We start from the raw sequence: 26,239 nt of genomic DNA, 5'->3' as shown, positions 1-26,239 counted from the left end.
ATGATAGGATAAGGTATGTCTAAGAATCAGCATAAGGGCCTTTCGCGACGGGGATTTTTCGCCGCGCTGGGGGCCGGGGCGGCATCAGCCGCGCTCTCAAGGCCGGCAAAGGCCAACGCGTCCGAGGATGTTTCCCTTCCAGAGGGAAGGGCTGGAGAGGAATTGTGCACGCTGCTTGATGTAAGCAAGTGTATAGCCTGCGGGGCCTGCGTGGACGCCTGCCACGAAGTGAACGGTCACAAGTATCCAGAACCTACGGGAAAGATGCCCGTATCCTCGCCGGTTTCCCGCGTGAAGATAGAAGATTGGTCGAATCGGCGCGATGTGGACGACCGGCTTACGCCGTACAACTGGCTTTATATCCAGACCGCCGAAGTGGAACACAACGGCGAGAGCTACGAGATCAACATTCCCAGACGATGTCTGCATTGTGTCAACCCGCCATGCGCGGACCTCTGTCCCTTTGGGGCTGCGCGCAAGCAGGCCGAAGGCATTGTCCGCATAGACGCGGACTTCTGTTTCGGCGGGGCCAAGTGCCGCAATGTCTGCCCCTGGCACATCCCGCAACGGCAAAGCGGCGTTGGCCTCTATATGGATGTTTTGCCTCGTTTTGCCGGTAACGGAGTGATGTACAAATGCGACCGCTGTTATGATCGCGTTGCGCAGGGAGAAACTCCCGCCTGCATCGAAGTTTGTCCGGAGCAGGTGCAGAAGATCGGTCCCCGCAAGGAGATCATGGCCGAAGCCCTGCAGCTGGCCGAGGAGAGGGGATGGTATTTGTACGGGCTGGAGGAAAACGGTGGTACAAACACGATTTATCTCTCTCCCGTACCCTTTAGCGAGTTGAACAAGGCCGTGGAAAAGGGGCCGGGCAAGCCGCACCTCAAACCTGTGAAGAACACATTGGCACCTCAGGAGAAGCTTTCGGTTGCTGTTTTTGCCGCGCCGTTGGCTGGCATTGCTGCGGCTGCAGCCACGGTGATCCGGGGCGTGAAGGAAGATGATGAAGCAAGCAAGAAAAACGGCCGGAACAGCCATGGGGAGGGCGACCATGAATAGTCCCGCTTCTGTCTGGCTGCGTCGTATATATACCTTATTAATGGTGCTGCTGGCATTTACCGGCTTTTCCCAGATGCCGATCACCAAGCGTTATTTCATCGCCGACCTGCCCGGAATGGGGTGGTCTGCGGATTTTTATTTCGTCAACGAGTTTCATTATGTCCTGGCCGCCGTGTTTCTGGCCGTGGTTTGCTACATGGCGGCCATGTATGTCGTGCGCTGGCGGTGGAACTGGCGGCTTAGCGTATCGGGCCGGATTCGGGTGGGGCTGCTGGCCCTGATTGTGGTTTCCGGCATCTTCCGGGTGCTCAAGAACGAGCCGGATGTGTTTTTGGGGCCGAAGTTTGTTTTCACCATAGACATGGTGCATCTGGGAGCGGTTATCCTGCTTGGGATTACCGCTTTGGGAGCTTTGGCCGCCGGTGCCAGGGCCTATCTGCAACGAAAGGGAGTTTGGGATTCGTAGGAAGGGATAAGGGAAAGGGTGTTGGAAAGTTGATTGGCGACCAAGGAGGCGACATGCGGAAGATCAGGATGCAGATGGCAATGACCCTGGCGGTCGTGCCGCTTCTTTTGCTGGGATTCTTGTGTCCGGAGCTGAGGGCCGAGCCGGAAGGCGATGAAAAGGCCCCCGGCCGGAGGTTGGCTCAGCAGGCAACAAAGGCCCCCGGTGGCAAGTGGACCACAGCCGACCATTCCAAGTTCAAGGTCTTGCAGGAGAACTTTGAAAAGCCGGAACAGGTGACCGAGGCCTGTCTGTCCTGCCATGTTTTGGCGGCGGATCAAATCCACCACACCATCCACTGGACATGGATCTGTCCCAACTGCGGGGATGGTGCCAATATGGGCAAGTACGGAAAAACGCTCAACAACTTCTGCGTTTCCGTCCCATCCAACGAACCCCGTTGCACCTCGTGCCATATCGGATATGGCTGGAAGGACAAGAACTTCGACTTCAAGGCCAAGAACAAGATCGACTGCGTGGTCTGCCACGATACAACGCACACCTACAAGAAGTTTCCTGCGGGGGCGGGATATCCCGTTACCAAGGAAACCGTATTCAAGGGCAACAAGAAGACATACTACCCGCCCGACTGGAACAAGATAGCCCAAAGTGTGGGGCGGCCCGACCGCGTCAACTGTGGAACCTGTCATTTCAGCGGTGGCGGGGGCGACGGCGTCAAGCATGGCGATCTGGATTCTTCCCTGTTCAAGCCCAAGAAGTCCCTGGACGTGCATATGGACGAGGACGGCCTGAACTTCACCTGCCAGCGTTGCCATACGACCAAGGAACACCAGATAGCCGGGCGTCTGTACACCATCCCTGCGGCTCCCGAGCGCATAAGTCTGACCGAGGCCGACCTTGCCAGCAAGATTGCCTGCGAGTCCTGCCACAGCGCCAGACCGCACAAGGTGGAGAACAAGGCCAACGATCATACCGACAAGGTAGCCTGTCAGACCTGCCATATTCCTGCCTTTGCCCGGGTCAAGCCCACCAAGATGTGGTGGGACTGGTCCAAGGCTGGCAAGAAGAAGGACGGCAAGCCGTTCCAGGTTATGGGCCCGCTGGGCAAGCCCTCGTACGATTCCAAGAAGGGCGATTTCATCTGGGCAAAGAATGTGACGCCCGAGTACCGTTGGTTCAATGGCGCCATGAGCCACAAGTTGGTTACGGACAAGATCGATCCCAGCCAGATTGTGGCCATCAACCAGCCTGTGGGCGCGTCTGACGATCCGAACTCACGGATTATGCCGTTCAAGGTGCACCGCGGAAAGCAGCCGTACGATGCCAAGCTCAACCAGATGGTGATGCCGCACCTGTTCGGCAAGAAGGGGAGCGGTGCGTATTGGGCGGACTGGGACTGGAAGAAGGCCATCACCTCTGCCATGAACTATGTGGATTTGCCGTTCTCCGGGGAAGTCGGTTTTGTGGAGACGGAGTATTATTATCCGACAACCCACATGGTTGCCCCTCGCGAACAGACCGTCAACTGCTCCGAGTGCCACAGTGCGCAGAGCCGTCTGGCGGGAGTTACAGGCGTGTACATCCCTGGACGCGACCACAGCAAGACTTTGGACATGATTGGCTGGGGCGCGACCATTGCCGCATTTATCGCCGTGCTCATACACGGGCTGATGCGCATCGTATCCAGAAAGAGGAGGGGGTAGAGCCATGGCTGCCATGAACAATACCCACAAGATGACCAAGATATACCTGTACACCCGCTACGAGCGTTTCTGGCATTGGTTTCAGGGGGCCATTATCACGGTCCTTCTCGTCACCGGGCTGGAAGTGCACGGCAGCTTTACACTGCTGGGCTTCAAACGGGCCGTGCAGTGGCACAACTTCCTTGGAATCACCTGGCTCATCACCTTTGCCTTTTTTGTGTTCTGGGTGTTTACCACGGGGGAGTGGAAGCAATACATTCCAACCACCAAGAAGGTGTTTCAGGTTATTCAATACTATACCTTCGGCATCTTTTCCGGACAGCCGCATCCGGTTCCCAAGCGCAAGGAGGCCAAGCATAACCCGTTGCAGCGCCTGACGTATCTGTCCATTGCCATGTTCTTGCTACCGTTCCAGATGATTACCGGCTTCCTCTATTGGGGCTACAACTCCTGGGGAGAGTGGGGCATTAGCGACCTGACCCTGCGCACTATTGCCCTGCTGCATATGGCGGGCGCCTTCGGTATTCTGGCCTTTGTGGTCATCCATATTTACATGACCACCACCGGGCACAGCCTGTTCGCCCATATCAAGGGTATGATCACTGGTTGGGAAGAGGTTGAAAAGGAAGAGCCTGTAGCGGAGTGGGAAAAGCGGCATAAATAAGCGTTTCCGTCTCTTGTTGGCAGCATAAAAAGCGAGTGCCCCTTTGGTAATGCCAAAGGGGCGCTTTTGCGTGGTATTAAAGTGACTTAATTAACTACAAAGTGGTTATTGATGTCTTGAGAACCAGCATGCTTTGTTTGTGTGGGTATTGATTCGTTTTTTAATGGAGAAGAATTATGTTTGTTGTGATTTTTTTATTGAATAGAACAAATTTTACGAATTAATTGAAGATGCTCAGATTCCAGTACAGCCAGTGTTTTTTCTCCACTCGCCTTGTTAAAGAAAAAATGTATGTTCTGGTGGGCTTTTCGAGTCTTTATCCGCCCGGATTTTAAATTGAGTGCTGAGACGGTAAGGGGCTAGATACTTACGTCCTTTCTCTGTTTTACCATAATAATAATTATTATTGATATTATTTATTTTTTTGCTTTTGTGTTGGTGAATTTTTATCTGAATACGCACTACAAAAGAATGGAAAAATAATATAAGTGAGGTGTGAATACCAGTCAGTTCCATGTCATTATTTCAGCGCGGGAAGTGCCAAATGTTAAGACATTTCACAATTTCGAAGAGAGTCATCTTTCTTATTGTGCTTATGGTGGGATTTGCTTTGGGGGCCTGCGGCGGGTTGGTTTACTACTTGGTGGAAGTAGAAAATGAGTCTGCCGTAGAAGCGGAACGGGTACTTTTGGACGGGTATAAACGAACGCTTCAATTTTCGGTGCAAACCATTGCAACCAGATTGGGCGCTGCAGTCAAGAAAGCAGAAGCCGAGGGGAGCGACCCTGTACTGGCAATGCGGGAAACTATCCAGCCAGTGCGTTACGGAACCAAGGGGTACTATTTTATTTATGATACCAAAGGGCGCAATATGGCCCATCCCCTGCGGCATGACTTTCATGGGAAAAACCGGATAGGAACCAAAGACAAGCTCGGGAATCCATACATCAAGCAATTGGCCGAAAAGGCCAAAGCCGGGGGGGGATTCGTCACCTACTGGTTCTTCAAACCCGGCGAAAAAGAGCCGAGCCCGAAGCTCGCTTATGCGGAAATTATCCCCGGAACCGACTGTTTTGTTGCTACAGGGATTTATATTGATGACATCAAGACGCAAAAGGGAAATATAGTCAAAAAGTTGTCCGGCATTCTTCAGTCGGCACTTCGCAATGTAGGCATTGCCGTGGGGGCTGTGTTTCTTCTCCTTTTGTTGCCGCTTACCATATGCATAGTGCGCAGCATTCTTCGTCCGCTCAAGGAAGCTACAGCCAAGGCGCAAAAGGTGGCCGAGGGTGACCTTGATGTGAAGGTCGAGGCGCGGGGGAATGACGAAATTACCCTGCTGGAAAATGCTTTGAACCGCATGTTGGAAGAGCTCAGCAGCAACATCCATGAGATTGAGGAGCAGAGCCACTTGGCCGAAGAGCAGGCCAAGGTGGCTCACAAAGCCGCACAAGAGGCGGATGAGGCTCGGCGCAATGCGGAAAAAGCCAAGAGCGAAGGCATGTGTATGGCGGCCGGGCGGTTGGAGGATGTGATAGGCAAGATTGCCGATGTATCCACGCAAATTTCCACGCAATCCGAAGCCATGCGCCAGGGAGCCATCATCCAGAGTGAGCGGATAGCCGAAACTGCCACTGCCATGGAGCAGATGAACGCTACTGTCTTTGAAGTGGCCCGTAGTTCCAGCGAAGCGGCGGAAACCGGGACCACTGCCCGGGACAAGGCCAAGGAAGGGGCAGAAATCGTACAGAATTCCGTAAAGTCCATGCAGTCTATCCAGGACCGGACGGAACGGCTCAAAAACAATATGGACCGGTTGGGAGATCAGACGGGGGCGATTGGGGCGATAATGACCGTGATTGAAGATATCGCTGATCAGACCAACCTTCTTGCGCTCAATGCGGCCATTGAAGCCGCCCGGGCAGGGGATGCCGGACGTGGTTTTGCCGTGGTGGCCGATGAGGTCCGCAAACTTGCGGAAAAGACCATGGGAGCCACAAAGGAAGTTGGCCAGACTGTTTTGGGCATTCAGGATTTGGTCAAGGAAAACATCTCTGCGGTGGACGAAGCGGTGCTGGAGCTTGTCGATGCGGCAAAACTGACCGACATGTCCGGCGTGGTTCTGGAAGAGATTGTGGACAGTTCCGAGATGTCTGCCACCCAGATTCAGAGCATTGCCACGGCAGCGGAAGAGCAGTCGGCCACATCCGAGGAAATCAACCGGTCCGTGGATGACATCAACAGGATCACAACCGAGGCGACCGAGGGAGCAGTCCAGACGGCAAGAGCCGTGCGGGGGCTTACCGAACAGATGACCACGCTTCACCAGTTGATTGAGGATTTGAAGCAGGGCTGAGTGAATGCAGCCATTTCTGTGGGAGACCTTTCGATAGGGGGCAGGATGGCCCGGAAACTGTAATGCTGGCTACTCTTTTTAGGAGATGGCGGGCATTGCAACATATGTGACCCGAAGGGCCGGGGCGTTGAGAAAACGCTCCGGCCTTTTTATATAACGCAGACAAAGGCTATGTTTACATGCTTTAGCTTGCCAAACTACGGCCGCGTCCGCATGATGCGGAATAGCTGGACAATGGTTCCAGAGAATTCAAAAGGATGCGCATGACTTTTTTCTTTGACGCGACAGACAGCCGGGGCACCACCCGCCGGGTTGCGGCCAGGCAGGGCCAGACCTGCCTGGATGCCCTTTATCTGGCAGGGCTTCTGCCTTCCCGTGCGCTTTGTGCCGGAATGGGGCGTTGCGGGCTGTGTGCCATGACATTTTCCCCGGCTTCCCCACCATTGGATAACGACCGCAAAAGGATTTCTGCCGAGGAATTGGCGCAAGGCGTGCGCTTGGCCTGCCTGCATCCTGCACCCATTGATGGCTCGGTACGGCTGGCCACGTTGTTTCCGGAAGCGGATGTAGCCGAAAAAGATGATAAACCAATTGTTCCACTGCCAGTTACAGAAGTTGAAGAGAGGATTCTGGCCGTGGATTTGGGAACCACCACCTTGGAATGGCGGGTGGAGCAGGGGGGAGACGTCCTGGCCCAGGGGCGAGAACTCAACCCGCAGTTCGGAGCCGGTAGCGAGGTCATGTCCCGGCTGGCCTTTGCCCAGCGCGAAGGGCCGGAGGCTCTGCAATCCGTACTTCTGCGCAGCCTGCGTGCCGTGCTTCGGGACCATGGACCGGTTGGGACAATGAGTGTGGCCGGAAACCCGGCTATGATTCATCTGCTGTTGGGGTTGGATTGCTCTTCGTTGGCAAGCGCACCATACGGTTTGAATTATGCGGGAGACCGCGAGGAGCAAGTAGCCGCAGACCTTCCTGCCTGCTATGTTCCACCGCTTCTTTCTCCCTTTGTGGGGGCGGATCTCAGCGCCGGACTGACGGCGCTCATGTATGGTAAAGACGGGCCGTCACCTGTTGGTTTTCCCTTTTTGCTGGCAGATATGGGCACCAATGGCGAGTTCATCCTGGCACTTTCCGAAGACGACTTTCTGGCATGCAGCGTTCCCCTCGGGCCTGCTCTGGAAGGGGTGGGCTTTCCCCATGGAACCATGGCCGGACCAGAGACTATTACGGGGTTCGATCTCAAGCCGACCGGTCTGTCTCCACGGTTTTATGGGGCGGAAGCCGGTCCTTCGGGGGCTCCCCACGCTTCCGCCTTGGGAATTACCGGAACCGGATATTTTTCTTTGCTGGCGGGACTTCTCACGGCCCGCTGTTTGGACGAGGCTGGAAGCTTTCTGCCCAACGGGGGGCCGCTTGCCTCCCGGTTGCTTTCAAAGCTGGACAAGCACGAGGGGGAAGCATACCTTCCCCTGCCTTTCGACATGGCCTTGTATGCCTCGGACGTGGAAGAGATGCTCAAGGTCAAGGCGGCGTTCAACCTGGCTGTTTCCGAACTTCTGGAGGCGGCAGGGCTTCGGCCCGCTGATTTGGCAGATGTGCTTTTGGCGGGCAATATGGGGTTGCATGTCTGCCCCGAGGACATGCTCAGGCTCGGCTTTCTCCCCCGGGTTTTGTCGGCAAGGATACACGCGGCGGGCAATACTTCCCTGCACGGGGCAAGTCTGCTTTGTCGCGATCCGGAGGCCAGAAAATGGGCAAGGCGCATGGCGCGCCGTTGCCGTACCCTCGAACTTGCGGGAGACGCGGCGTTCGGGGAAAAATACCTTCAACGCATGCGGTTTATTTATGTCTGATTCAACACCCGGTTTTATTTGTCTTTTTCCCGGCCTTCCCAAGGAGGCTGCGGCGCTCCTGGAGCGCTACCACGCCATCCTCAAGCGGGCCTTGCCTATGCAGAGCAAGCATGTGCGCCTACTCCCGGCCAATATCCGCGATCTTTCGCGGTCGCTTACCATGGAGCGGGGCAGCGACTTCCGTCCAGACTACATGGGACGGCCCGAAACCATTGCCGCGTACTGTCATTATTTCCTGCCGTGGAATCTGGTGCGCCTGTCCCGGCTTTTCCTGGGGCTCAATATCGACCTGAAGCCCGACAGCGTGGTGATGGACCTGGGAGCCGGGCCTTTGACCGCCATGCAGGCCCTTTGGATCGCACGGCCCGATCTGCGGGAGATTCCCATGACCTGGCATTGCCTGGACAAGGGAAGCCGCATCCTCAAAACCGGCAAAGAACTTTTTCTCACCATGGCCCCCAATTCGCCGTGGCGGGTTGTCACACACCGTACAACCGCGCTGCAACCGCCCCATTGCAGGGCGGATCTGGTCATCATGGCCAACGTGCTCAACGAGCTGCACCCGCCGCACGCCAAATATTCTTTGTCCGAAACCATGGACAGGCTGTGCAACAAGGTCTCGGCCATTCTTTCTGCCAACGGCAAGATTCTTGCCGTGGAGCCTGGCACGCGCCTGGCGTCCAGAGGGCTGATTCGTTTCCGCGAACAATTGTTGGAGCGTGACTTCGGCATTTATGCCCCTTGTCCGCACCACGGGGAATGTCCCATGCCCGGCACCGGACTCAATGCATGGTGCCATTTTCCCCTGAGTACGAATGACGCTCCTGCCTGGCTGAATAAAATTTCTTCCCAGGCCGGATTGTCCAAAAGCGGTCTCAGCCTGAGTTTTCTTTGGGCCGGGCGGGAAGAATCCGAAGAGGCATTTGGAAATTCTCCCGACGCCGTGCGTCTTATTTCCAAAGGGTTTCGACTTCCTGAAAAGGCCAATGGGCAGTACGGGTGTTCATCCAGAGGCAAGGTCATGCTGACCAGCCAGGCAGCCTCGGTTGCGCCGGGCCTGCTTGTAACGCCCAAATGGCCGGACTCTCCGGGTACCGATGCCAAATCCGGGGCATTGATTCTTCCGGTGTAACAACTCTCTCTTTGCTTCATCCAACACAAACGCCCGGCATGAATTTCATGCCGGGCGTTTGTGTTGGAGCGCTCTTTTGTCCGGGGGCTTACCGCTCTTTTATTTGACAGGCTTGAGCACCTGCAGGGCCTTGGCAAACGCGTTGACGACACGGTTTATGTCGTCATCTGATCCTTTGGGCGAGGCGGCATTGGTACTTTCATTGCTCTCGTCCTGGGATTCGTCGTTCAAAAGCTGACTCTCGGTGGGTTTATTCTCTTCAGTTGTATTCATTGTTAAAGTTTATGTCGGATCAGGAACAGATGTCAAAATGGTTGGAAGGCCGGCCAGACGATGAAACTTCATGGCCTGTCCTTTTATTGCATGTCCGCATGATTGTTTGGGTTCTCTTTTCTTTCGATTTTTCCCATTATTTATCCGTTTTGACTTAGATGAGGCAAACTCCGCCTTGACTCAGGCGGGACAACGCCTATGTAATGGGAACACAACGTGACGAAAGGAGAGATCAATGGCGCTTGAAGAACGGTATTGCCCCCACTGCAAGCAGCAGCTTGAATCGTGGATTGCACCGCCCGAGACTTGGTGGGGCGAAATTCTCGTGTGCAACAACAATGAGTGTCCATATTACAAGGACTCGGACAAAACCATTTACAACAAGCGTAGCGATTCAAGGCTTGGGGCTCGTTATGCCGAGGACCCGGGCAACGGGTACAAACCCTTCAACCTGCTGAGCTGGTGTCCTTAGGGCGCAAGCCGGTATGAATCGCCACAATCCCGGCAACAGGGTTATTGCCGGAGGTGCTTTTGCGTGAGAACGCGGGCGACCATTATTGGGAAGATACGGGAGGCCTTCTGATGTTTTTTCGGAAGGCCTTTCTTGTACACTTTGCTCGTCACGGCCATTCCGGCTATTTGACACGCCGGGCTCTCAGACAATAGACTTCAATAGATCGGGAATACCCGTCCTTCCTGAACCTTCAACAGGCAGCCCTGTATGGACGTGCTGTATAGCAACACCCTTGTTTTTTGTATTGTGGCCGTGGGCGCATTGGTTGCCATTTTCCTGGTTCTTGCGGTCAGCGACGTTACGCGGTCGGCATTGCTGACGCTTATTCGAGGGGTTTTTCGGTTGGATCAGGAACAGGCGGAAAAGGGGCGGTTTGTCCCAAAAGGGCAGGCCGACCAATCGGAGCCGTCGGGACAAAAGGACTCTGGAAGATATTTTACGCAATCCTCGGAAGTTCACGACAACTCCACGCATTACGTCGATAAATCCCAAAAGATCATTCAGGTTTCCCACCCCGGCAGCGAGAGCTCTCCGTCCGGCAAGGCAGCCGGGCAGGCAGAGGGGAAAAGTCCGGAGTGCCGTCCCCAATCTGCCGATGAAGATATCATCGATGGTGAAATCGTCGAGCCTGCTTCCGACCCTGCTTTGACGGCAGCCCCGTCCTCTCCTGCATTGGAAGAAACCATTGTGGTGCGGCCTCCCACGCCGTTGCCTGCGGCATACGAGCGTCCTCCAATACCTGTGGAGCTGGCCGAGGATCGTTATGGCTACATCCGCAACGATGGGCAGGTGGCTATTGCGCCCATGTTCGAATATGCCGAAGGGTTTTCCGAAGGCCTTGCCTCTGTTGTTTCCGGCGGTCGCTACGGCTTCATCGATGCGGAAGGGGATTGGAGCATCCGCCCCGCCTTCGAGGATGTGGGGCCTTTTTCCGAGGGCCTTGCCGCGGCCATGCTGGACAAAAAGTACGGCTACATCGATTACACGGGCGAGATGGTCGTAATTGCCCGTTTTGAAGAGGCCGGACGCTTCAGCCAGGGCGTGGCCGCTGTTCGTACCAGTGGCAAATACGGCTACATCGACCGCAAAGGACGGTTCGTCATCGACCCGGTGTACGACTACGCGGGCAGCTTCACCGACGGGAAGGCCGCTGTGATGCGGGACATGGAATGCGGCTACATCAGCCTGATGGGCGAAGTGGACTTCATGCCCTCCCGTTCCTGCGGCGGCGAGTTTGCCCAGGCCCTTGCCCCGGTGCGGTTCGGCGGAAAGTTTGGCTATGTCCTGCTGAACGGCAAGGTCGTCATCAAGGCGCGTTTCGACGAGGCGTACCATTTTTGTGAAGGGCTTGCCCGTGTGCGCATGGGGCAAAAGTGGGGCTTTATCGATATGTACGGCGACTTCATCATCAAGCCATCCTTTGCCCTGGCCGGGGATTTTTCCGAAGACCTTGCACCGGCCTGTATGGATGACGGGAAATGGGGATTCATCAATCCCAAGGGGCGTTTCGCCATCCCGCCGCAATGGCCTTGGGCCGGGCGTTTCTCTGGCGGCTTGGCGCGCATCCGTAAAGAGGCACGCTACGGTTTTGTGAATCCCCTTGGCGAGCTTGTCATCCCCGCCACCTATGATGCGGCAGAGGATTTCCGTAACGATCTGGCATTGGTTCGGCACGGCCTGGATGGGTTCTACATCGACCAGGAAAACACCATGATCTGTAAAATTCCCGGGAAGTGAGGGGATTCGTCAAAGCGGGAAGAGCGGAACCGGACTGGAAATTTCACAAGTACAGGACTCCGCTTTCTTTGGCGTTTTTTGGGGGGCGATTGCTGCGTGCCCAAGTCTGTTTTTATTTTTCACCATATAAAAAGTCCGCAACCTTTCGGCTGCGGACTTTTTTGTTTTTGCTAGTATGCGTTGTCGGTCTCTTATCGAGGCAACGTCCTTCCTATTACATCTCCACGTCCAGGTCTGTTCTCGCGGCCCACTCGGCCCAGCTTCCATCGTAAATGCGTACGTTGGTGTAACCGAGCAGGTGGTGGAGCAGAAACCATGTCTGGCTGGCCAGGCGGCCCGTATAGCAATAGACCACTACGGGCGTGTCTGTTGCGGGAATAAGAGCCTGGTATTCTTTGCTCAGGATATCCAGCGGTTTGAACTGTCCTTGTGCGGTAAGGTCTTCGCGGGACGGACGGTTTATGGCCCCGGGAATATGTCCGCTGCGGGAAGCAGTTGTCTCACTGCCGCTGTATTGGGCCCGGCTGCGAGTGTCCAGGACGAGAGTCGCATTGCCCTGGCTTATTTCCTGGGCAAGCTGATCAGTATTCACCAGAATGTCCACGGTCTCGGAAGGTGCGGACAAAGCGGGTTCGGTGTCTGTCTGGGGGAGCGTATCCGCTGTCTTCTGTTTTTGCGCCGTCCAGGCGGGAAAGCCGCCGGAGAGAATGCCGTAGTTGGATATTCCAATGGTTTCCAGAGCACTGGCGGTTCTGGCAGCGTCTGCCATGTGCCGGGCCAGGATGACGACGGGCTTGTCCGGGGCGATGCCGACCTGCGTAAAACGGCGGGCCAGTTCATCCGGGGGCAGCAGCTGCCCGGGGATACCCTTGATGGTGCCCTGGAGGTTTTTCACGTCCAGACTGTACGCGCCGGGAATATGGGCCTGCATGTAGTCTTCGAGATTGCGGAGGTCGATGACGGTTGCGTTGTCGAGATTCTGGGCCAGCCATTGCACAGAAACAAGGCCGGGAAGCGTCGGTGCTGGCACTGGGCCGGACGGAACGACAACTTCGGCTGTTTCAGGTGCTGCGGGCTGTTCGGGCGTGGCCGCGCTCAGAAAATAGGCGCGCCATGCCGGAACACGTTGTGCGATCTCAGGGGCAGGCGGTTGGTTGCGCAGGGAAAGCGGGGTGAGGCACAGCTCGTAAAAAGCTCCCAGGCCGCCTTCGAGTACGGCGGTGTTGGGGATGCCCTGCCCATGCAGAATCTTGGCCGCCCGCTGCGCCGTGTCGGTATCTCCCGCATAGAGCAGGTAGGTTGTGCCGTTGTCTGCACTCAGTGTGGTCAGCAGTTTGTCCAAGGGGACGTTTTGCGCGCCTTTTACGTGAAAGTCGGCAAACTGTTTGGCCGGACGCAGGTCAATCAGTTCCAGCCCCTGCTCTCCGGCCATAACACGGTCGGCCAAGGCTTCGGGCTGTACCAATACCGGAACAAACGCCTGATCCGTATCGGCCTCGGGAGATTGCTCCGAGATTTCGGCCAGCTCCTGGGGTTGGCCGAGTCCGCTTCCATACGGGGCGGGAGTGGCCGGAAAAACCAGGAGCACAGCGCCCAAGGCGATGAGCAGGATGGAAAATCCGGTCAGGAAGCGTCCTTTCATGTAACGGCGTTCACTTGGCGAGAAGAGCTCGGCCAGCCAGAAACAGACCACAACGCCCACAATGATGGAGAAGCTGAGGAGCCTCCAGTCCAGATCCACATGGTTGTAAAGAAAATTCGTACCAAGGACCCGGTAGGAAAGAACCGACGTCAGATACGGGGCAATTGCGTCGTACAGCCGGATACCGCCTATGGCACCAAGCAGGTAGAGCAGGGCGTCCAGCCGTCCGGCGCCGAGTCCTGCCACTGCCGTGCCGGGCGTCCAGCCGCCCAGGGCAAAGCCAGCACCGGCAAGGATTCCGGCAAAGGCTGCGCCTCCCAGCACGGTGGGGTACAGAAGAATTTCCGTTGGTCGCAGAAAGTCCAGCCCTCCGACCAGTGCAAGGCCTATAAGGGCCGTGACCAGGGCCGTCAAAACGACTTTTGCCACGGTGGTGTCCTTGAAACGGAACAGAGCGCTCAGAGTTCTGGAACTGGCGAGTCCCGCCCGTTGCAGGCAGGCGCCGAACAGAATGCCTATGCCGACGTAAAGTACGGTGAGAGCCACGGAGGGCAGTGCGATGCTAGTCATTCCATTGCCTCCGCAGCAGGTTGGTCAGAATGAAGCCGGAGATAATGAATCCGGCGATAAACAGGGCGGGGCCTGTAAGCAGAAGGGCGGTTCCCGACAGGGCCGCATCAAATGCGCCAAAGGGAACGGCGCGCAGGGCCAGCCCAGAAAGCACGCCGCCGAACAGGGCCAACAGGGTGCGGTTTTTGGCTTTGCAGCGGGCTCCACGTTCCAACCGCAGGCTGAAACCGCCGAAAACCAGGGAAAAGAGAAAGCCGCCTATAAAACATCCAGCCAGCATGAGCAGGCTTGGAGTAAGGGGCAGGATCGGGTTCTGCACTCCGGAAATGGCCGAGGAAATCCAGTTGGTCAGAGGGGGCAGACCTTGGGAAAGAGTTGTTCCCGTGCCGGTGACGACAAACAGAAGGATGGTGGCGATACCGATGAGTATTCCGGCCAGATAGGGGTTCATGCGCCGTTCCGCACGGGGCAGGACGGTTTTGTGCGTGTCCTTTTCGTCTCCGGCTTCCGTTGCCGGATCACCATCCCGAAGGGCGTCCCTGGTGGGGGGGATTATGAATTCTTTTTGAGGAGTTGATTGCTCGTTGGGATAATTGGGGGATGTTTCCACGGATTGTTCGGTTGTGTACTCTGCTGAGGATTCAATGGGAGAATCTTCGGAGGAGACTCCGGCTTCCGTTTCCGGAGTTTCTTTGGATATTTCGTTGCTCATGGGCACTCCGTTTGGTTACGGGTTGCATACTGGGTATCGGGGTATATACCTGCAGATACACCAGCAGCCCCTTGGAGCGCAACGTTCATTCCATGCGGCATATGGCCGAAGCAAAGTGCCGCTGTGATGTTCGGGCGGGAAGTGTGTTTACGATTTGCTGTTGAAAGAAGAGCCCAGCAGGCTGGAGGCCGCCGTTTTTGCGTAGGCCTGGAGAGCGAAATCCATGATGCCCTTGCCGGGTTTGGTTTGCGATTTGGGCAGAAGAAAGGCGCGTATCTGCTCCTCCCGCTGTGCCTTGTTTTCCAGGTCGGCTAGGGAGGCTTCGTCTTTCTTTTTATTTTTGCCATTCATGTCCCCCAGCATTTTCGTCATGGAGGACAGATTGCGTTTCGGTATCTTGACGCCGGTGAGCTTTTCAATCTCCTTTTCTATCTGACGGACACGCTGCTCTTTTTCCGGGGTAATGTTATCCGTGTCCCTCAGCAGATCCACGAGCTGGTTTTTAAGTTCTTCCAGCCTGAGTTGTTCATCCGGCGTAAGGGCTCTTTGCGTACAGGAGGCCAGATTGCATTCCTGCGGCTCGTCCGGTTTTTTACTGTTTCCCTTACGGTGCATGCCGTATTGGTCCGTGCCCGTGGAGGGGGACTGAATCAACTGGGACGTCATAAATGAGGACGATGAGTCGATGCGCATAGAGCTGGCCCTTGTATGAAATTATTTCCTACGGATGAATGAAAAGCATAAATTGTTCCGGACGTGGTTTTGTTGGAAGTGACGGCGGAAAAACATGTGGGGATGGGGAGAATATACAAAGCGCCGCTCGACTTTTTTGGGGATGTCGAACGGCGCTTTTGCTGTACCTTATGATATTCGGTGGAGACCGAACCCAGGTTTTTATGCAGATGAAGCCAGGGATTTATGCCAGACGTTCATGCTTTCTATCCCACCGGATATATTGGTGTTGTTAACCAATGTTCCGGCGTGGCTGTATCCTGCTCGGGCAAAGGTGATGTTCATTCCATAGGAAACAGCCCTGGCTATGGTGAACGCCGTGGTTATCCCCTGGTGCCTGAGTCTGTTTTCAAGATCTGCCAGCAGGTATTGGGCAAGCTTGTGGCCCGTATATTCCGGCATCGTCGCAAAGTCGGTCATTTCCGCAGTGCCCAGGTCGGCAAATATTTCCGCCGATGCCAGGGCGACTGTCCGGCCGTCCTTTACCGCCCCCACAAAGCGTACGTTGTCCCGCATGCATTTCTGCAAAAAGGCGGGGTCGTGGATGGGGAAGGGGTAGGTCGGGAAGACCATACCGTAAATGCGGGCCATCTCTTTTGTATCGTCTTCCGTCATGGGGCGTAGTGAGAACTCTCCGGACAATTTTTCCAGCTGGCTGTCCGTTGCTTTGCTTTCCGCAACCTGGAGCACGTTGGCTATTGTTTCCGGATTTTGTTCCCGGCTGCGGTCATCACTCAGAAAACGGCCCAAAAAGAGCGCGTCGTCTTCTTCGCCCTGTATGTTGAAAAGCCCGGTTGCCCTGGCTTCGCATTTGAAACCGCTGTCCAGAAACATCTGGGCGGCCTTGCCGGGAATCTTGGCGAATATTTTGGAATACCCGTGGCGTTCCGCCATGGCGGTAATCTCGGAAACAATGACCGGGTAGTCTGCCATATCCAGATGCATCAGGTATACGCGGTCGTTTTCCGGCCCGTGCTGCACCAGGGAGCGCCCGAGAAGTTCAAGCCTGTCGGGTGATTCCGTGGAACTGGCTGCTGCGTCCATGTTACGCTCCGCCGTTTTCTGCCCTGCGGGTCAGGCGTTCGTTGCCTCTGGGGGTCAGGCTTGTGGTCATGTCCCAGTCGCACAGCAGTTTTTCAATGCCTATGGCGCGGTCTTCACCGGCGTCGTCTTCCTTCAGCAAAAGACGGCAGTCGGAGCAATTGCGGTCGCAGTAGGTGGGCTCGTACCTGTCCGGTTCCTTGTAGGTGGTGATAACGCCCTCATAGTTGCGCAGCACCACTTTGTTCACGCACCAGGATATAAGGTAGTTGGGCATGACGGGGATTTTACCGCCTCCGCCCGGTGCGTCGATGACGTACGTGGGAACAGCCATGCCAGTGGTGTGGCCGATGAGGCTTTCGATGATCTCAATGCCCTTGCCCACGGGAGTGCGAAAATGGCTGAGCCCTTCGGAAAGGTCGCACTGATACAGATAATAGGGGCGCACCCGGTTGGCGATAAGCTTTTGGGTGAGGGACTTCATAAGCCGGGGGCAGTCGTTGACGTCTGCCAGAAGCACGCTCTGGTTTCCGAGGGGGACGCCGCCGTCGGCCAGCTTGGCCAGGGCACGGCGTGACGACTGGGTCAGCTCGCGCGGGTGGTTGAAATGCGTGTTGAGCCACACCGGGTGGTGTTTGCGGATGACGTTCACGAGGTCGTCGGTAATGCGGTAGGGCAGCACCACGGGCATGCGGCTGCCGATGCGGATGATCTCCATGTGCGGAATGGCGCGGATTTCCCCCAGCAGCCAGTCCAGGCGTTCATCCGGCAGCATCAGAGGGTCGCCGCCGGAAAGCAGGACGTCGCGAACCGAGGGGGTTTTGCGGATATACTCTATGCCTTGTTGCAGGTCCTGCTTGGTGGGGATGAAATCCCGGTCGCCCACTTTGCGCTTGCGGGTGCAGTGGCGGCAGTACATGGAACAGAGGTTGGAAACATGGAACAGCACACGGTCCGGGTACCGGTGGGTTATGCCCTGGGCCGGGGAGTCCTTGTCCTCGTGCAGGGGGTCCACCATATCGTGTTTGCCGATGTGCAGTTCGCGTGCATCGGGAAAAGCCTGTGTAAAGATCGGGTCGTTTTCGTAATCTTCCGGATCAATCAGGGAGAGGTAGTACGGCGTGATTGCCATGGGGAACTTGTCTATAGTCTGCTTGTACAGTTCGCGTTTCTTTTCGGGGAAGGTGATGCCAAGCAGACGCTCCGCTTCCTCGACTGTCTTGATGCTGTTGCGAATATGCCATTTCCAGTCCATCCAATGGGTGGAGGCCGGTCCGTCGTCGAGACGAAGAGCCACGTCGCGTTGCCTCTGGCTGATGCTATCCATAAGTATACCTACCTGTTGTAGTGAACCGCATACGTCCGCCGACTGACCGGCCCGGCGGGTGCGGAATGCAAGGCTGTCCAGCGCGCATGGCCGGATGCGCGGGGATTGCTGGTTATAATCGAGAGTGAAGCGCGGCATTTTATTCCTGTCGAGGCGGGCAATGCCGTTCATTCACGAGATGTCATTGGGTGAAAACGCCCTCCGCGGTCTCTTCCTGCATGGAATGCAGTCCTTGCGGCAACGCGTTCCTACCGGGTGGTTCCCAGTGCTTTGTTCAATGGAAAGCCGCAAAAGTGGCTGCAATACATTGCACAAGATACTGGAAGCCTGTTTTTCGCGGCCTCTCTAGAGAATCTGGGAGAGGAATTCCTGCGTCCGCTCCTGTGTGGGGGCGGTAAACAGGCGTTCGGGCGTAGCGGTTTCCACCACCTTGCCCTGGTCCATATAATGAACCGTGTCCGCCACTTCCCGGGCAAAGCCCATTTCGTGCGTAACCACAATCATGGTCATGCCGTCGTTGGCCAGCTTCTTCATGGTTGCGAGCACTTCTCCCACAAGCTCCGGGTCCAGGGCCGATGTCGGCTCGTCAAAGAGCATGGCTTCCGGTTCCATGGCCAGGGCGCGGGCAATGGCTACGCGTTGCTTCTGGCCGCCCGAAAGCATTTCGGGATACGCTTCTTCCTTGTCGGACAGGCCAACCTTGTCCAGATAGTGGCGTGCGAGTTCTCTGGCCCGGCTTTTCTTCATGTCCCGAACCTGGGTAGGGCCTTCCATCACGTTGCTCAGTACGCTCATGTGAGGAAACAGATTGAAGTGCTGAAAGACCATGCCCACCTTGGACCGCAGTTCGTTGAGCCGTTTTTCCGATGTGGGGTGCGGACGGCCGTTTATGGTTATTTCGCCTTTCTGGTAGTCTTCCAGGCGGTTGATGCAGCGCAGAAAGGTACTCTTGCCCGATCCGCTCGCTCCAATAACAACCACAACTTCGGATTCCTCAACATTCATATCCACGTCGCGCAGAACGTGGTTGTCGCCAAACCATTTATTGAGGGATTTGACTGAGATCATGCGTTTGCTCCTTGCCTGTCGGATACGTCCAACCGGCGTTCAATGCTGTGAAACAGCCAGGTAAACAGGCCTGTGTAGGCCAGGTAAAAAACTGCGGCAATGGAGAGCATTTCCATCATCATAAAATTGCTGGATGCCAGCTGCTGCGACTTGAGCAGCAATTCCTGAATGGTGATGGTACTGGCCAGGGAGGAGTCCTTGAGCGCGATGATGAACTGGTTGCCCAGCGCCGGGATGGCCCGCTTGAAAGCCTGTGGCAGAATAATGCGGATCATGGCCCTGGTGTGGGTCATGCCCAGGGAGCGTGCGGCTTCCATCTGTCCGCTGGCGATGGACTGTATGGCTCCCCGAAATATTTCGGCGAGATACGCACCGTTGTGAACGCCCAGGGCGAGTACGGCGGAATAGAGTGCGCCGAGCCCGAGGATGCTTCGCATGCCGTAATAGAGAAAAAGCAGCTGCAACAGGAGCGGGGTGCCGCGGATCAGGTATATGTAGAGCTGTGCCGGGCCATTGAGCCATATGTTGTCGGAAATGCGGCAGAACGCGGTTCCGAGGCCCAGCAGCAACCCCAGAAGGATGCCGAAAAATGTGACTTCCAGCGTCATGAGAGCCGCGGGCAGAAAATAGGGAACATACTGCCACATGGCAGTTACGTTGTAGTGCATCGGATTTTTCTCCGGTAGGTGCGGCCCCGTTTAACGGGGCCGCGGGCATACCAATTATTTTTTTGTGATGTCGGTCTTGAGCCACTTTTCGCTGATACGCGAAAGCGTACCGTCGGAGTGCATCTCTTTGAGGATTCGGTTGATTTCCTTGAGCAGAGTGTCGTCGCCCTTGCGAATGGCCACGGCAATGTCTTCGCTGCGGAGGGGGGAGCCGAGAGGCTTGATGTTGAATTTTCCGGAGTTCATGGCGTTGACGCCGACAACGCGGTCGGTGATGACGCCGTCGATGACGCCGCTGTCGAGTTCGAGCAGTGTCTGATTGTCGTCCTTGTAGAGTTTGACTTCCCTGGCATCGAGCGTCTTGGCGTCGTTTTCAAAGGTCGTGCCGGTTACCAGGCCCACGATTTTGCCCTTGAGGTCCGCGGGGCTGGTGAAAGGCGCGTCCTTTTTAACCATGAGCTGGGCGCCGGAATAGTAGTAGGGAGTCGTGAAATCGACGACTTCCTGGCGTTTGGGAGTAACGGCCATACTGCCGAGAATTCCGTCGTACGCACCGGACCGCAGCCCCTCGATGATGCCGCTCCATTCCGTGGTTACGGGCTTGAACTTCACGCCGAGGCGTTTAGCCACTTCCCGTCCTGTATCCACGTCGAAGCCGACCAGTTCGTTTTTGGTATTGTAAAAATTAAAGGGCGGGTAGCCTCCGCTCATGGCAAAGCTGATTTCACCGGCTTTTTTGACTCGTTCGAGGGAATCCTTGGACTCGTCTTGCCCGCAACCTGCCAGGGAAACAACAAGGGCCAGCAACAGGCTCAGGAGCAGGGGAATTGGAATTTTTCGGGATGTTGATTGGGTACTCATATATTCTCCTTGGTTATAGACGAAACTCTCCTCGGCCCATCCGAGGAGACTTGGTAGCGTTTTTTGGATTTTAAGCTATGAATTGTGTGCTAATATGCTGATTTTTAAATAAAATTATAGTTGGCTTTCGCCACTGGAAACGCACATTCCTTTTAAGCATACCATGGTATTTAGTGATGTCAAATTTCAAATGTAAAATTTGAATTAATGTAAAATTTACTGTGTTATATAAAAACAACAGTCTTTTGTGTCTTTATAAGTCTGTTTCATAGTCGTTTTTTTTGTTGTTTTGCATGTTCTTGTTTTGTTTTTACTGTAGCTATATTTTTTGAATATAAAGCTCGTTCATGCTGGGTATTTTGATTTTTATCATTCATTGATTCTTGATGATGAATATTATTGTTTCGATAATGTTATGATTGCATGTCTTTAGTGCATTCTTTTTTTACTCGTATGATGGACCTTCCAACCCTCGGAATCCCCTGCGAAGACGGGCTTTCTGGAAAAAATATGTAAGGAAAATGTGTTAAATATAGCTTTTTTGATTTCTAGGGAGAGCTGGGCGGTTGAAGGAATGCGGCAGATGGAATGAAAGTGGAAAAAAGAAGCATTGGGGACAACGGTTTTGTGTCGTGTCCGCTTTTCTTGAGGGAGGCTTTGGGGGGAAGTTTTAGCCAGCCAATTGGGGTGGGGAGGGCCCTTATGTGCCGCTAAATGCAGTTCGGGGGGACGGAAAAATCCAGAGAATGCTGTTTGGCAAGATTTCAGGCGGGACCAAACGGTCCCGCCTGAAAAATGATTTTGGGGATTGAGCTGAAAGAGATACGCCGTTCTGAATTGGCGGCGTAAAAGGGCTGTTGGGGCTATCTTACCATGAGCTCGGCTGCCAGCTTGGCTGTGTTTACGATGTCCTCAACCTTGATGAATTCGTCCACGGTGTGGACCTTGCTCATGCCGATGCCAAGGTTGATGCAGGAAAAGCCCTGGCCAAAGAAGATGTTGGCGTCGCTTCCGCCGCCGCACGGCTGCGGGTCGAACGTGAAACCAAGACGATCGCAAGCCTGGCGAGTGCGTTCCAGCAGAACGCTGTCTTCAGGAACCTGCAGGGCGGGGTAGGAGACTTTGGCGTCAAACTCCACGCTCCCACCGAATTTGGCTGCCGCTTCCTCGCAGCAGCTACGCATGTGGTCCAACTGCTTTTTGAGGCCGTCGTCGGAAAAGGAGCGGGCTTCGGCGGTCAGGTCGACGCGTTCCGTGACGATGTTGGTTCCGCCGCCACCTTCGATATGCCCTATATTGGCCACGGTTTCTTCATCAATGCGCAGAAGTTTCATGCGACCGATGGCTTCGGCAGCAATCATTATGGCGCTAATGCCTTTTTCCGGTTCCATGCCTGCATGGGCGGCTTTGCCGGTAAAAGTGATGTTTATCCCTGCCTTGGAAGGGGCCTGGACAACCACGGTGCCTGTGGGGCCGCCGGAATCGAGCACGATGAGTTCCTTGGCCTTTACCAGGCTGGTGTCCAGGTTCTTGGCGCCGTGCATTCCGGACTCCTCGCAAATTGTGAATACGAGGTAGAGGTCGGGGTGGGTGATTCCTTCATCATGGAGATGGTCCACGGCTTCGAGAATTGCAGCAATTCCCGCCTTGTCGTCGCCGCCCAGAACTGTGTTCGAGGCCGAAGTGACGACACCGTCCTTTACGACCGGTTCTACGCCGATGCAGGGCATGACGCAGTCCATGTGCGCGGAGAAGCCCAAAGGCTCCCCTGCACCCGTACCCGGAACTTTGGCGATGATATTGCCAGTGTTACCGCCACTGGCTTTTCCCGCACCGTCAAGCGTCACTTCGTAGCCCTTGGACCGGAGCAGCCCCACAAGGTGGTCGGCTACGGGTTTTTCCTGGAGCGACGGGCTGTCGATGCGTACCAGGGAGAGGAATGTTTCCAGAAGACGTTGTTCGTTGATCATGTTTACTGTCTCCAATGCGGTTTGAGTGCTGGAGTGGCCGTGTGGCCGAATGGGTATAATATAAACAGAGGTGATTGCCCAAAATGCTATATTGTGTAAGAAGACACAACTTCAGGACGTGTGCCCCGCGTTGATTCTACAAAAATGAATGCTTTCCGAAAAGTTTATTGCCCTGTCGTTTTTAGGGCCGGAACCCCACCGCGGAAAGCCTCCCCAATAAAAGCATCGCGTTTGTCCTCTCCGCATCCGTGCGGGCCCTCGATTTTGGATGAAGTCTGTTGCTGGTTGTTTGAAATTTCAAAACAGGCAACAGGAGATTTAGGGTATGCAAGAAGCATTGATAACATCGGATTACGGCGTGTTTACTGTCCTGGCGGGAATTTGCGCGTTTTATTTCTTTCTTGCCAGGAAAACGAAGGCCAAAATTTTTGATTTTTTGCCTCCGCTGTTGTGGATTTATCTGACCCCCATGATCTTGTCCAACACGGGGGTTATTCCCAATTCCCATCCTGTGTACGGTACATTGAAGTTGTACCTCATCCCCATGTTTCTTACCATCATGCTGCTCGACGTGGATGTGAAAACGGCATTTTCTTCCATGGGACGTGTCATTGCCGTTATGCTTATGGGCAGTGTCGGCGTTATGGTTGGTGCCGTAGGCTCTTATGCTCTTTTTCACAACTTTTTGGGGCCCGACGCCTGGAAAGCCTTTGGCACGCTTGCCGGCAGCTGGATCGGTGGAACCGGAAACATGGCGGCCGTAGCCGGGGCAGTGGAAATTTCCAAGGTGGACCTTGGGCTGGCCGTACTGGCCGACAATATGGTGTATATTGTCTGGCTCCCCATTCTGCTTACCTGTAAACGATGGGGCGGCTGGTTCAACAAATTCACCGGCGTGAGCGACGAGCATTTCGACCGTATGAAAAAACTGGGCGACGCCTTGCAGAGCAAGGATGCCAAGCTGGAAATGCACCATGTCCTGTATCTGCTTTTCCTCGGCTTGGCCGTCATGACGTTGGCAAAGTCCCTGGCACCCATAATGCCTGAGGTCAAGCCCGTATTTACTGCCGGAACCTGGACCGTTCTGCTGGTTTCCACCTTCGCACTGGGACTGTCCTTTACTCCGGCCAAAAAAATACCGGGCACGGGGCCTATCTCCACAGCCCTTATCTATTTGTTTGTGGCCCGTATGGGAGCAACCAGTTCGCTTGAAGGGCTGTCGCAGGCGCCTTGGTTCCTGTTGGCCGCTTATCTGTGGATTGCCGTGCACGGCTTTTTCTGCCTGCTGGGAGCACGTCTTTTCAAACTGGATGTCTCTTCCGCTGCAATCGCTTCGGCCGCCAATATCGGTGGAGCAGCTTCCGCTCCTGTTGTTGCGGCATTCCATGACGAGCGGTTGGTTCCCGTGTCGGTGTTGATGGCGCTTATCGGCTATGCCGTCGGGACATATCTGGCCTTTTTTACGGCCCAGCTGTGTTTTATGATTTCCTGACCATCTGGAACACGCGGAATAAAAAAACGGGCAACCCACTTTGGGCTGCCCGTTTTTTTTGTTTGATATGGATCAACTGCGGTTGTCTTTCCATCTATGTTTAGTAAATCGCCATACCCTTATGATTCTAGAGCGTTACAATCACGTCGCTATCGTCGTGAATATCAATGTAGACCAATGTTTGGTTGAGCAATTGATACGCTATTTCGCCAAAGGTGATCGGCCCTACAAAAGGATCCGTTTTTTTCCCTTCAAGCTCAGAATAGAGGTAATTGAGAATGCAGTTGCATGAAAAGGCTATTTTTTTGCCTGCAACGTTATTCTCCATCAACTGCTTGCTGAATGCGGCAGCGTAGTCATCAATGCGCTTTGCATGCTTGTAGCGTACGTCGGAGAAGACAGGCGCATAAAAGCTGACGCCATCTTCCGGGGAAACAGCTTGAAAGCTGGTATTGATCAGGGCGCCGTAGTAGTTGGCCACGAGGGGCAGCTTGGTGTCGAGCTTGTTTTCCGTGATGTACTCTGCAAAGTTTTTCTTGACCCCGTTGACCATAACCTCTTCCGAGGAGAAGGCATCCTGGTCAAAGGTCAGCGTGTCCCCGTCCCCCTGCTCGAAGATATTGATTATACCTGCATCGACGGCTTTCCCCGGAGCAAGGGTCACATGCATCACCAGGGCTTCATCTTCGTAGCTGTTTCCGGTTCTTCCGCTGAAGACCTTGGGCTTTATTTTTCCGAGGTCATCCAGTTTTACACCGGAAATCCAGCCCACAAGCGGCTGTGAGCCAAAATCGCTGTAGTTGGGGGCATTGAGTGCAAAGGAAATGTGCGCCGGGCTGGAGGCAGGAATGATTATAAAACTGAAACCACCGTCGCCTGCGTCCTGGTAGACAGTTTCGAGGGTATCCTCAGTATATTTTTTCAGAATAACCGATTCTGCAATATCCGATATATCAGTTACAAAGATCTTGTCGCTGGAGAGCAGCCCTCCCTGATCTGTTGAAATAAAATAAGGAATGGTGCCGCCAATCCAACTACCTTTCGGAAGCTGCGCAAGAAGGCCTTCATCGCCTGCCAACAACAAAGTCTTTCCGGCTGCAATCTCATCTATCGTTTCTTTGAGGCCAAGTAACATCTGTCGCATATCCCCTCCTAACCGAACAAGTTTTTGAGGTCTTCTTTGGCTGAGGCGTTGTCCTTATTCTTCGTAAACAGAGCGTGAAGCTCCTTGACCGCCTCGGAGGTATTGACGGAGGGACCATCCGCCTGTATCTTGCGCCTCAACCGCCCTAGAAGAATTTTCGCAGCCAAAAACTTGAGGGTGTACGTCTTTTGGCCTGTGATGATTTCCTCCCATCGTGCATCTGTACTGGGGGGGACATTCATAAAATACAACCTCCCATATCCGGTTACAGCTGGCTTTCCCCTTGTGTCCTGCCGCGGGTGGATCAAGAACGATTAAGGGAAAATAAAAGTGAGAAACTATTTGCTACAACTCATAAACTTTTGTTTTTATCTACCAGTAAAGAGTGTAAAGGTGAACTTTTTTATTGTTTCGCTTAGGATGAGCGTCATTTGTAGATTGCCGGGCCCCTGTACACGGGATTGAATTTTGGGGTATGAAAAGAAAGTTTTTTTATTTTGTGGGTTGACTTGAGGGTTAAAACTAAATAGGAATTCTTCCTGTTCAGTTGAAGAAAAGCCGTTCACAAAAAAACGGCATAACCTACATTCTATCTGGAGGAAAAAAATGTCCAAGTCCGTAAAAGGAACCCGTACCGAACAGAATTTGCTTAAATCTTTTGCTGGCGAATCCCAGGCTCGCAATCGCTACACCTACGCCGCCTCTATTGCCAAAAAAGAAGGATATGTGCAGATAAGCCATATCTTTGAAGAAACATCGAACCACGAAAAAGAACACGCCAAGCGTATGTTCAAGTACCTGGAAGGCGGAGAGCTGGAGATTACTGCCAGTTACCCCGCAGGAAAAATGGGTACCACTTTGGAGTGTCTGATGGCTGCCGCTGCCGGTGAGCACGAGGAACATTCCGACCTGTACCCTGCCTTTGCCGATGTTGCCGAGGAAGAAGGCTTCCCCGAAATTGCCAAGATGTACCGCAACATTTGTGTTTCCGAGGCATACCATGAAGAACGCTACAAGGCGTTGATTGCAAACATCGAAAATGGAAAGGTTTTCGAGAAAGACGGAGAAATCGTCTGGCGTTGTCGCAACTGTGGCTACCTGCACAAGGGAACCAAGGCCCCAGACGTATGTCCCGCCTGCTTGCATCCCCAGGCTCATTTTGAGGTGAAAGCCACCAACTGGTAGGCCAGTCACAGATACTGAATAAAAAATGGCGCGGTACGAAAGTACCGCGCCATTTTTGTATGCTGAAATT

General features: G+C 54.5%; 22 protein-coding genes. 11 read left to right on the top strand and 11 right to left on the bottom strand.

Annotated features, from left to right (window positions below; translation table 11 throughout):
• Positions 1-15: 15 nt before the first annotated feature.
• The 7 genes from ACI0FJ_RS06210 to ACI0FJ_RS06180 all read left to right on the top strand — a co-directional run bounded on the left by ACI0FJ_RS06210 (position 16) and on the right by ACI0FJ_RS06180 (position 9,233).
• Entirely contained in the window at positions 16-1,059 is a 1,044-nt protein-coding gene (locus tag ACI0FJ_RS06210) for a 4Fe-4S dicluster domain-containing protein (RefSeq protein WP_424300492.1), read from the top strand.
• Positions 1,052-1,525, top strand: coding sequence for a FeS-binding protein (locus ACI0FJ_RS06205; RefSeq protein ID WP_424300489.1), 474 nt, complete (start codon positions 1,052-1,054; stop codon positions 1,523-1,525). The genes ACI0FJ_RS06210 and ACI0FJ_RS06205 overlap by 8 nt, the downstream gene beginning before the upstream one ends.
• Before the next feature lie 53 nt (positions 1,526-1,578).
• Entirely contained in the window at positions 1,579-3,228 is a 1,650-nt protein-coding gene (locus tag ACI0FJ_RS06200) for a tetrathionate reductase family octaheme c-type cytochrome (RefSeq protein WP_424300486.1), read from the top strand.
• Positions 3,229-3,232: 4 nt separating this feature from the next.
• Positions 3,233-3,892: a cytochrome b/b6 domain-containing protein gene (locus tag ACI0FJ_RS06195; protein ID WP_424300483.1), complete on the top strand. Its 660-nt coding sequence runs from the start codon at positions 3,233-3,235 to the stop codon at positions 3,890-3,892.
• 544 nt (positions 3,893-4,436) lie between these two features.
• Entirely contained in the window at positions 4,437-6,248 is a 1,812-nt protein-coding gene (locus ACI0FJ_RS06190) for a methyl-accepting chemotaxis protein (RefSeq protein WP_424300480.1), read from the top strand.
• Positions 6,249-6,511: 263 nt separating this feature from the next.
• Positions 6,512-8,101, top strand: a complete 1,590-nt coding sequence (locus ACI0FJ_RS06185) for an ASKHA domain-containing protein (RefSeq protein ID WP_424300477.1) — start codon at positions 6,512-6,514, stop codon at positions 8,099-8,101.
• Positions 8,094-9,233 (top strand): small ribosomal subunit Rsm22 family protein, encoded by a 1,140-nt coding sequence (locus tag ACI0FJ_RS06180; RefSeq protein ID WP_424300474.1) that lies wholly within the window; start codon positions 8,094-8,096, stop codon positions 9,231-9,233. The genes ACI0FJ_RS06185 and ACI0FJ_RS06180 overlap by 8 nt, the downstream gene beginning before the upstream one ends.
• A gap of 99 nt (positions 9,234-9,332) precedes the next feature.
• Here ACI0FJ_RS06180 and ACI0FJ_RS06175 read toward each other — a convergent pair whose 3' ends face one another.
• On the bottom strand, positions 9,333-9,464 hold the full coding sequence (locus ACI0FJ_RS06175; RefSeq protein ID WP_424300471.1) for a hypothetical protein: 132 nt from the start codon (positions 9,462-9,464) through the stop codon (positions 9,333-9,335).
• A 277-nt stretch (positions 9,465-9,741) separates the two neighbouring features.
• On the opposite strand from ACI0FJ_RS06175, the gene ACI0FJ_RS06170 reads away from it, so the two are divergent.
• Positions 9,742-9,978, top strand: coding sequence for a hypothetical protein (locus ACI0FJ_RS06170; protein WP_424300468.1), 237 nt, complete (start codon positions 9,742-9,744; stop codon positions 9,976-9,978).
• Between the two features lie 249 nt (positions 9,979-10,227).
• Positions 10,228-11,757, top strand: a complete 1,530-nt coding sequence (locus ACI0FJ_RS06165) for a WG repeat-containing protein (protein WP_424300465.1) — start codon at positions 10,228-10,230, stop codon at positions 11,755-11,757.
• Between the two features lie 214 nt (positions 11,758-11,971).
• Here the strand turns inward: ACI0FJ_RS06165 and ACI0FJ_RS06160 are convergent, their stop codons facing one another.
• The 9 genes from ACI0FJ_RS06160 to ACI0FJ_RS06120 form a co-directional block, all read right to left on the bottom strand.
• Positions 11,972-13,969 (bottom strand): rhodanese-like domain-containing protein, encoded by a 1,998-nt coding sequence (locus tag ACI0FJ_RS06160; protein ID WP_424300462.1) that lies wholly within the window; start codon positions 13,967-13,969, stop codon positions 11,972-11,974.
• The gene (locus tag ACI0FJ_RS06155; protein ID WP_424300459.1) at positions 13,962-14,681 is read right to left on the bottom strand and encodes a hypothetical protein; all 720 of its coding nucleotides are present in this window, start codon (positions 14,679-14,681) and stop codon (positions 13,962-13,964) included. Before ACI0FJ_RS06155 ends, ACI0FJ_RS06160 begins: the two co-directional genes overlap by 8 nt.
• 147 nt (positions 14,682-14,828) lie before the next feature.
• On the bottom strand, positions 14,829-15,374 hold the full coding sequence (locus tag ACI0FJ_RS06150) for a hypothetical protein (protein ID WP_424300456.1): 546 nt from the start codon (positions 15,372-15,374) through the stop codon (positions 14,829-14,831).
• A gap of 201 nt (positions 15,375-15,575) precedes the next feature.
• A complete protein-coding gene (gene ablB, locus ACI0FJ_RS06145) occupies positions 15,576-16,457 on the bottom strand; it encodes a putative beta-lysine N-acetyltransferase (RefSeq protein WP_424300453.1) in 882 nt (293 codons plus the stop codon).
• A 1-nt stretch (position 16,458) separates the two neighbouring features.
• Complete coding sequence (ablA, locus tag ACI0FJ_RS06140) at positions 16,459-17,781, bottom strand: lysine 2,3-aminomutase (RefSeq protein ID WP_424306504.1); 1,323 nt, start codon at positions 17,779-17,781, stop codon at positions 16,459-16,461.
• 345 nt (positions 17,782-18,126) lie between these two features.
• Positions 18,127-18,849 carry an amino acid ABC transporter ATP-binding protein gene (locus tag ACI0FJ_RS06135; protein ID WP_424300450.1) on the bottom strand — a complete coding sequence of 241 codons (723 nt, stop codon included), beginning with the start codon at positions 18,847-18,849 and terminating at the stop codon, positions 18,127-18,129.
• Complete coding sequence (locus tag ACI0FJ_RS06130) at positions 18,846-19,517, bottom strand: amino acid ABC transporter permease (RefSeq protein WP_424300447.1); 672 nt, start codon at positions 19,515-19,517, stop codon at positions 18,846-18,848. Before ACI0FJ_RS06130 ends, ACI0FJ_RS06135 begins: the two co-directional genes overlap by 4 nt.
• Before the next feature lie 54 nt (positions 19,518-19,571).
• Positions 19,572-20,378 (bottom strand): ABC transporter substrate-binding protein, encoded by an 807-nt coding sequence (locus ACI0FJ_RS06125; protein ID WP_424300444.1) that lies wholly within the window; start codon positions 20,376-20,378, stop codon positions 19,572-19,574.
• Positions 20,379-21,241: 863 nt separating this feature from the next.
• A complete protein-coding gene (locus ACI0FJ_RS06120) occupies positions 21,242-22,348 on the bottom strand; it encodes a M20/M25/M40 family metallo-hydrolase (RefSeq protein WP_424300441.1) in 1,107 nt (368 codons plus the stop codon).
• 325 nt (positions 22,349-22,673) lie between these two features.
• Here ACI0FJ_RS06120 and ACI0FJ_RS06115 point away from each other — a divergent pair, with 325 nt between their 5' ends.
• A complete protein-coding gene (locus ACI0FJ_RS06115) occupies positions 22,674-23,840 on the top strand; it encodes a DUF819 domain-containing protein (RefSeq protein ID WP_424300438.1) in 1,167 nt (388 codons plus the stop codon).
• A 127-nt stretch (positions 23,841-23,967) separates the two neighbouring features.
• Here ACI0FJ_RS06115 and ACI0FJ_RS06110 read toward each other — a convergent pair whose 3' ends face one another.
• Positions 23,968-24,984 (bottom strand): DUF6976 family protein, encoded by a 1,017-nt coding sequence (locus ACI0FJ_RS06110; protein WP_424300435.1) that lies wholly within the window; start codon positions 24,982-24,984, stop codon positions 23,968-23,970.
• A gap of 606 nt (positions 24,985-25,590) precedes the next feature.
• Between ACI0FJ_RS06110 and rbr the strand changes: the two genes are divergently transcribed.
• The gene (gene rbr, locus ACI0FJ_RS06105; protein ID WP_424300432.1) at positions 25,591-26,169 is read left to right on the top strand and encodes a rubrerythrin; all 579 of its coding nucleotides are present in this window, start codon (positions 25,591-25,593) and stop codon (positions 26,167-26,169) included.
• Positions 26,170-26,239: the final 70 nt, after the last annotated feature.

It is taken from the genome of Desulfovibrio sp. 7SRBS1, assembly GCF_049723905.1.
Taxonomy (GTDB): domain Bacteria; phylum Desulfobacterota; class Desulfovibrionia; order Desulfovibrionales; family Desulfovibrionaceae.
Note: the sequence above shows the minus strand (reverse complement) of the source record. Positions and strands in the feature narration are given on the sequence as shown.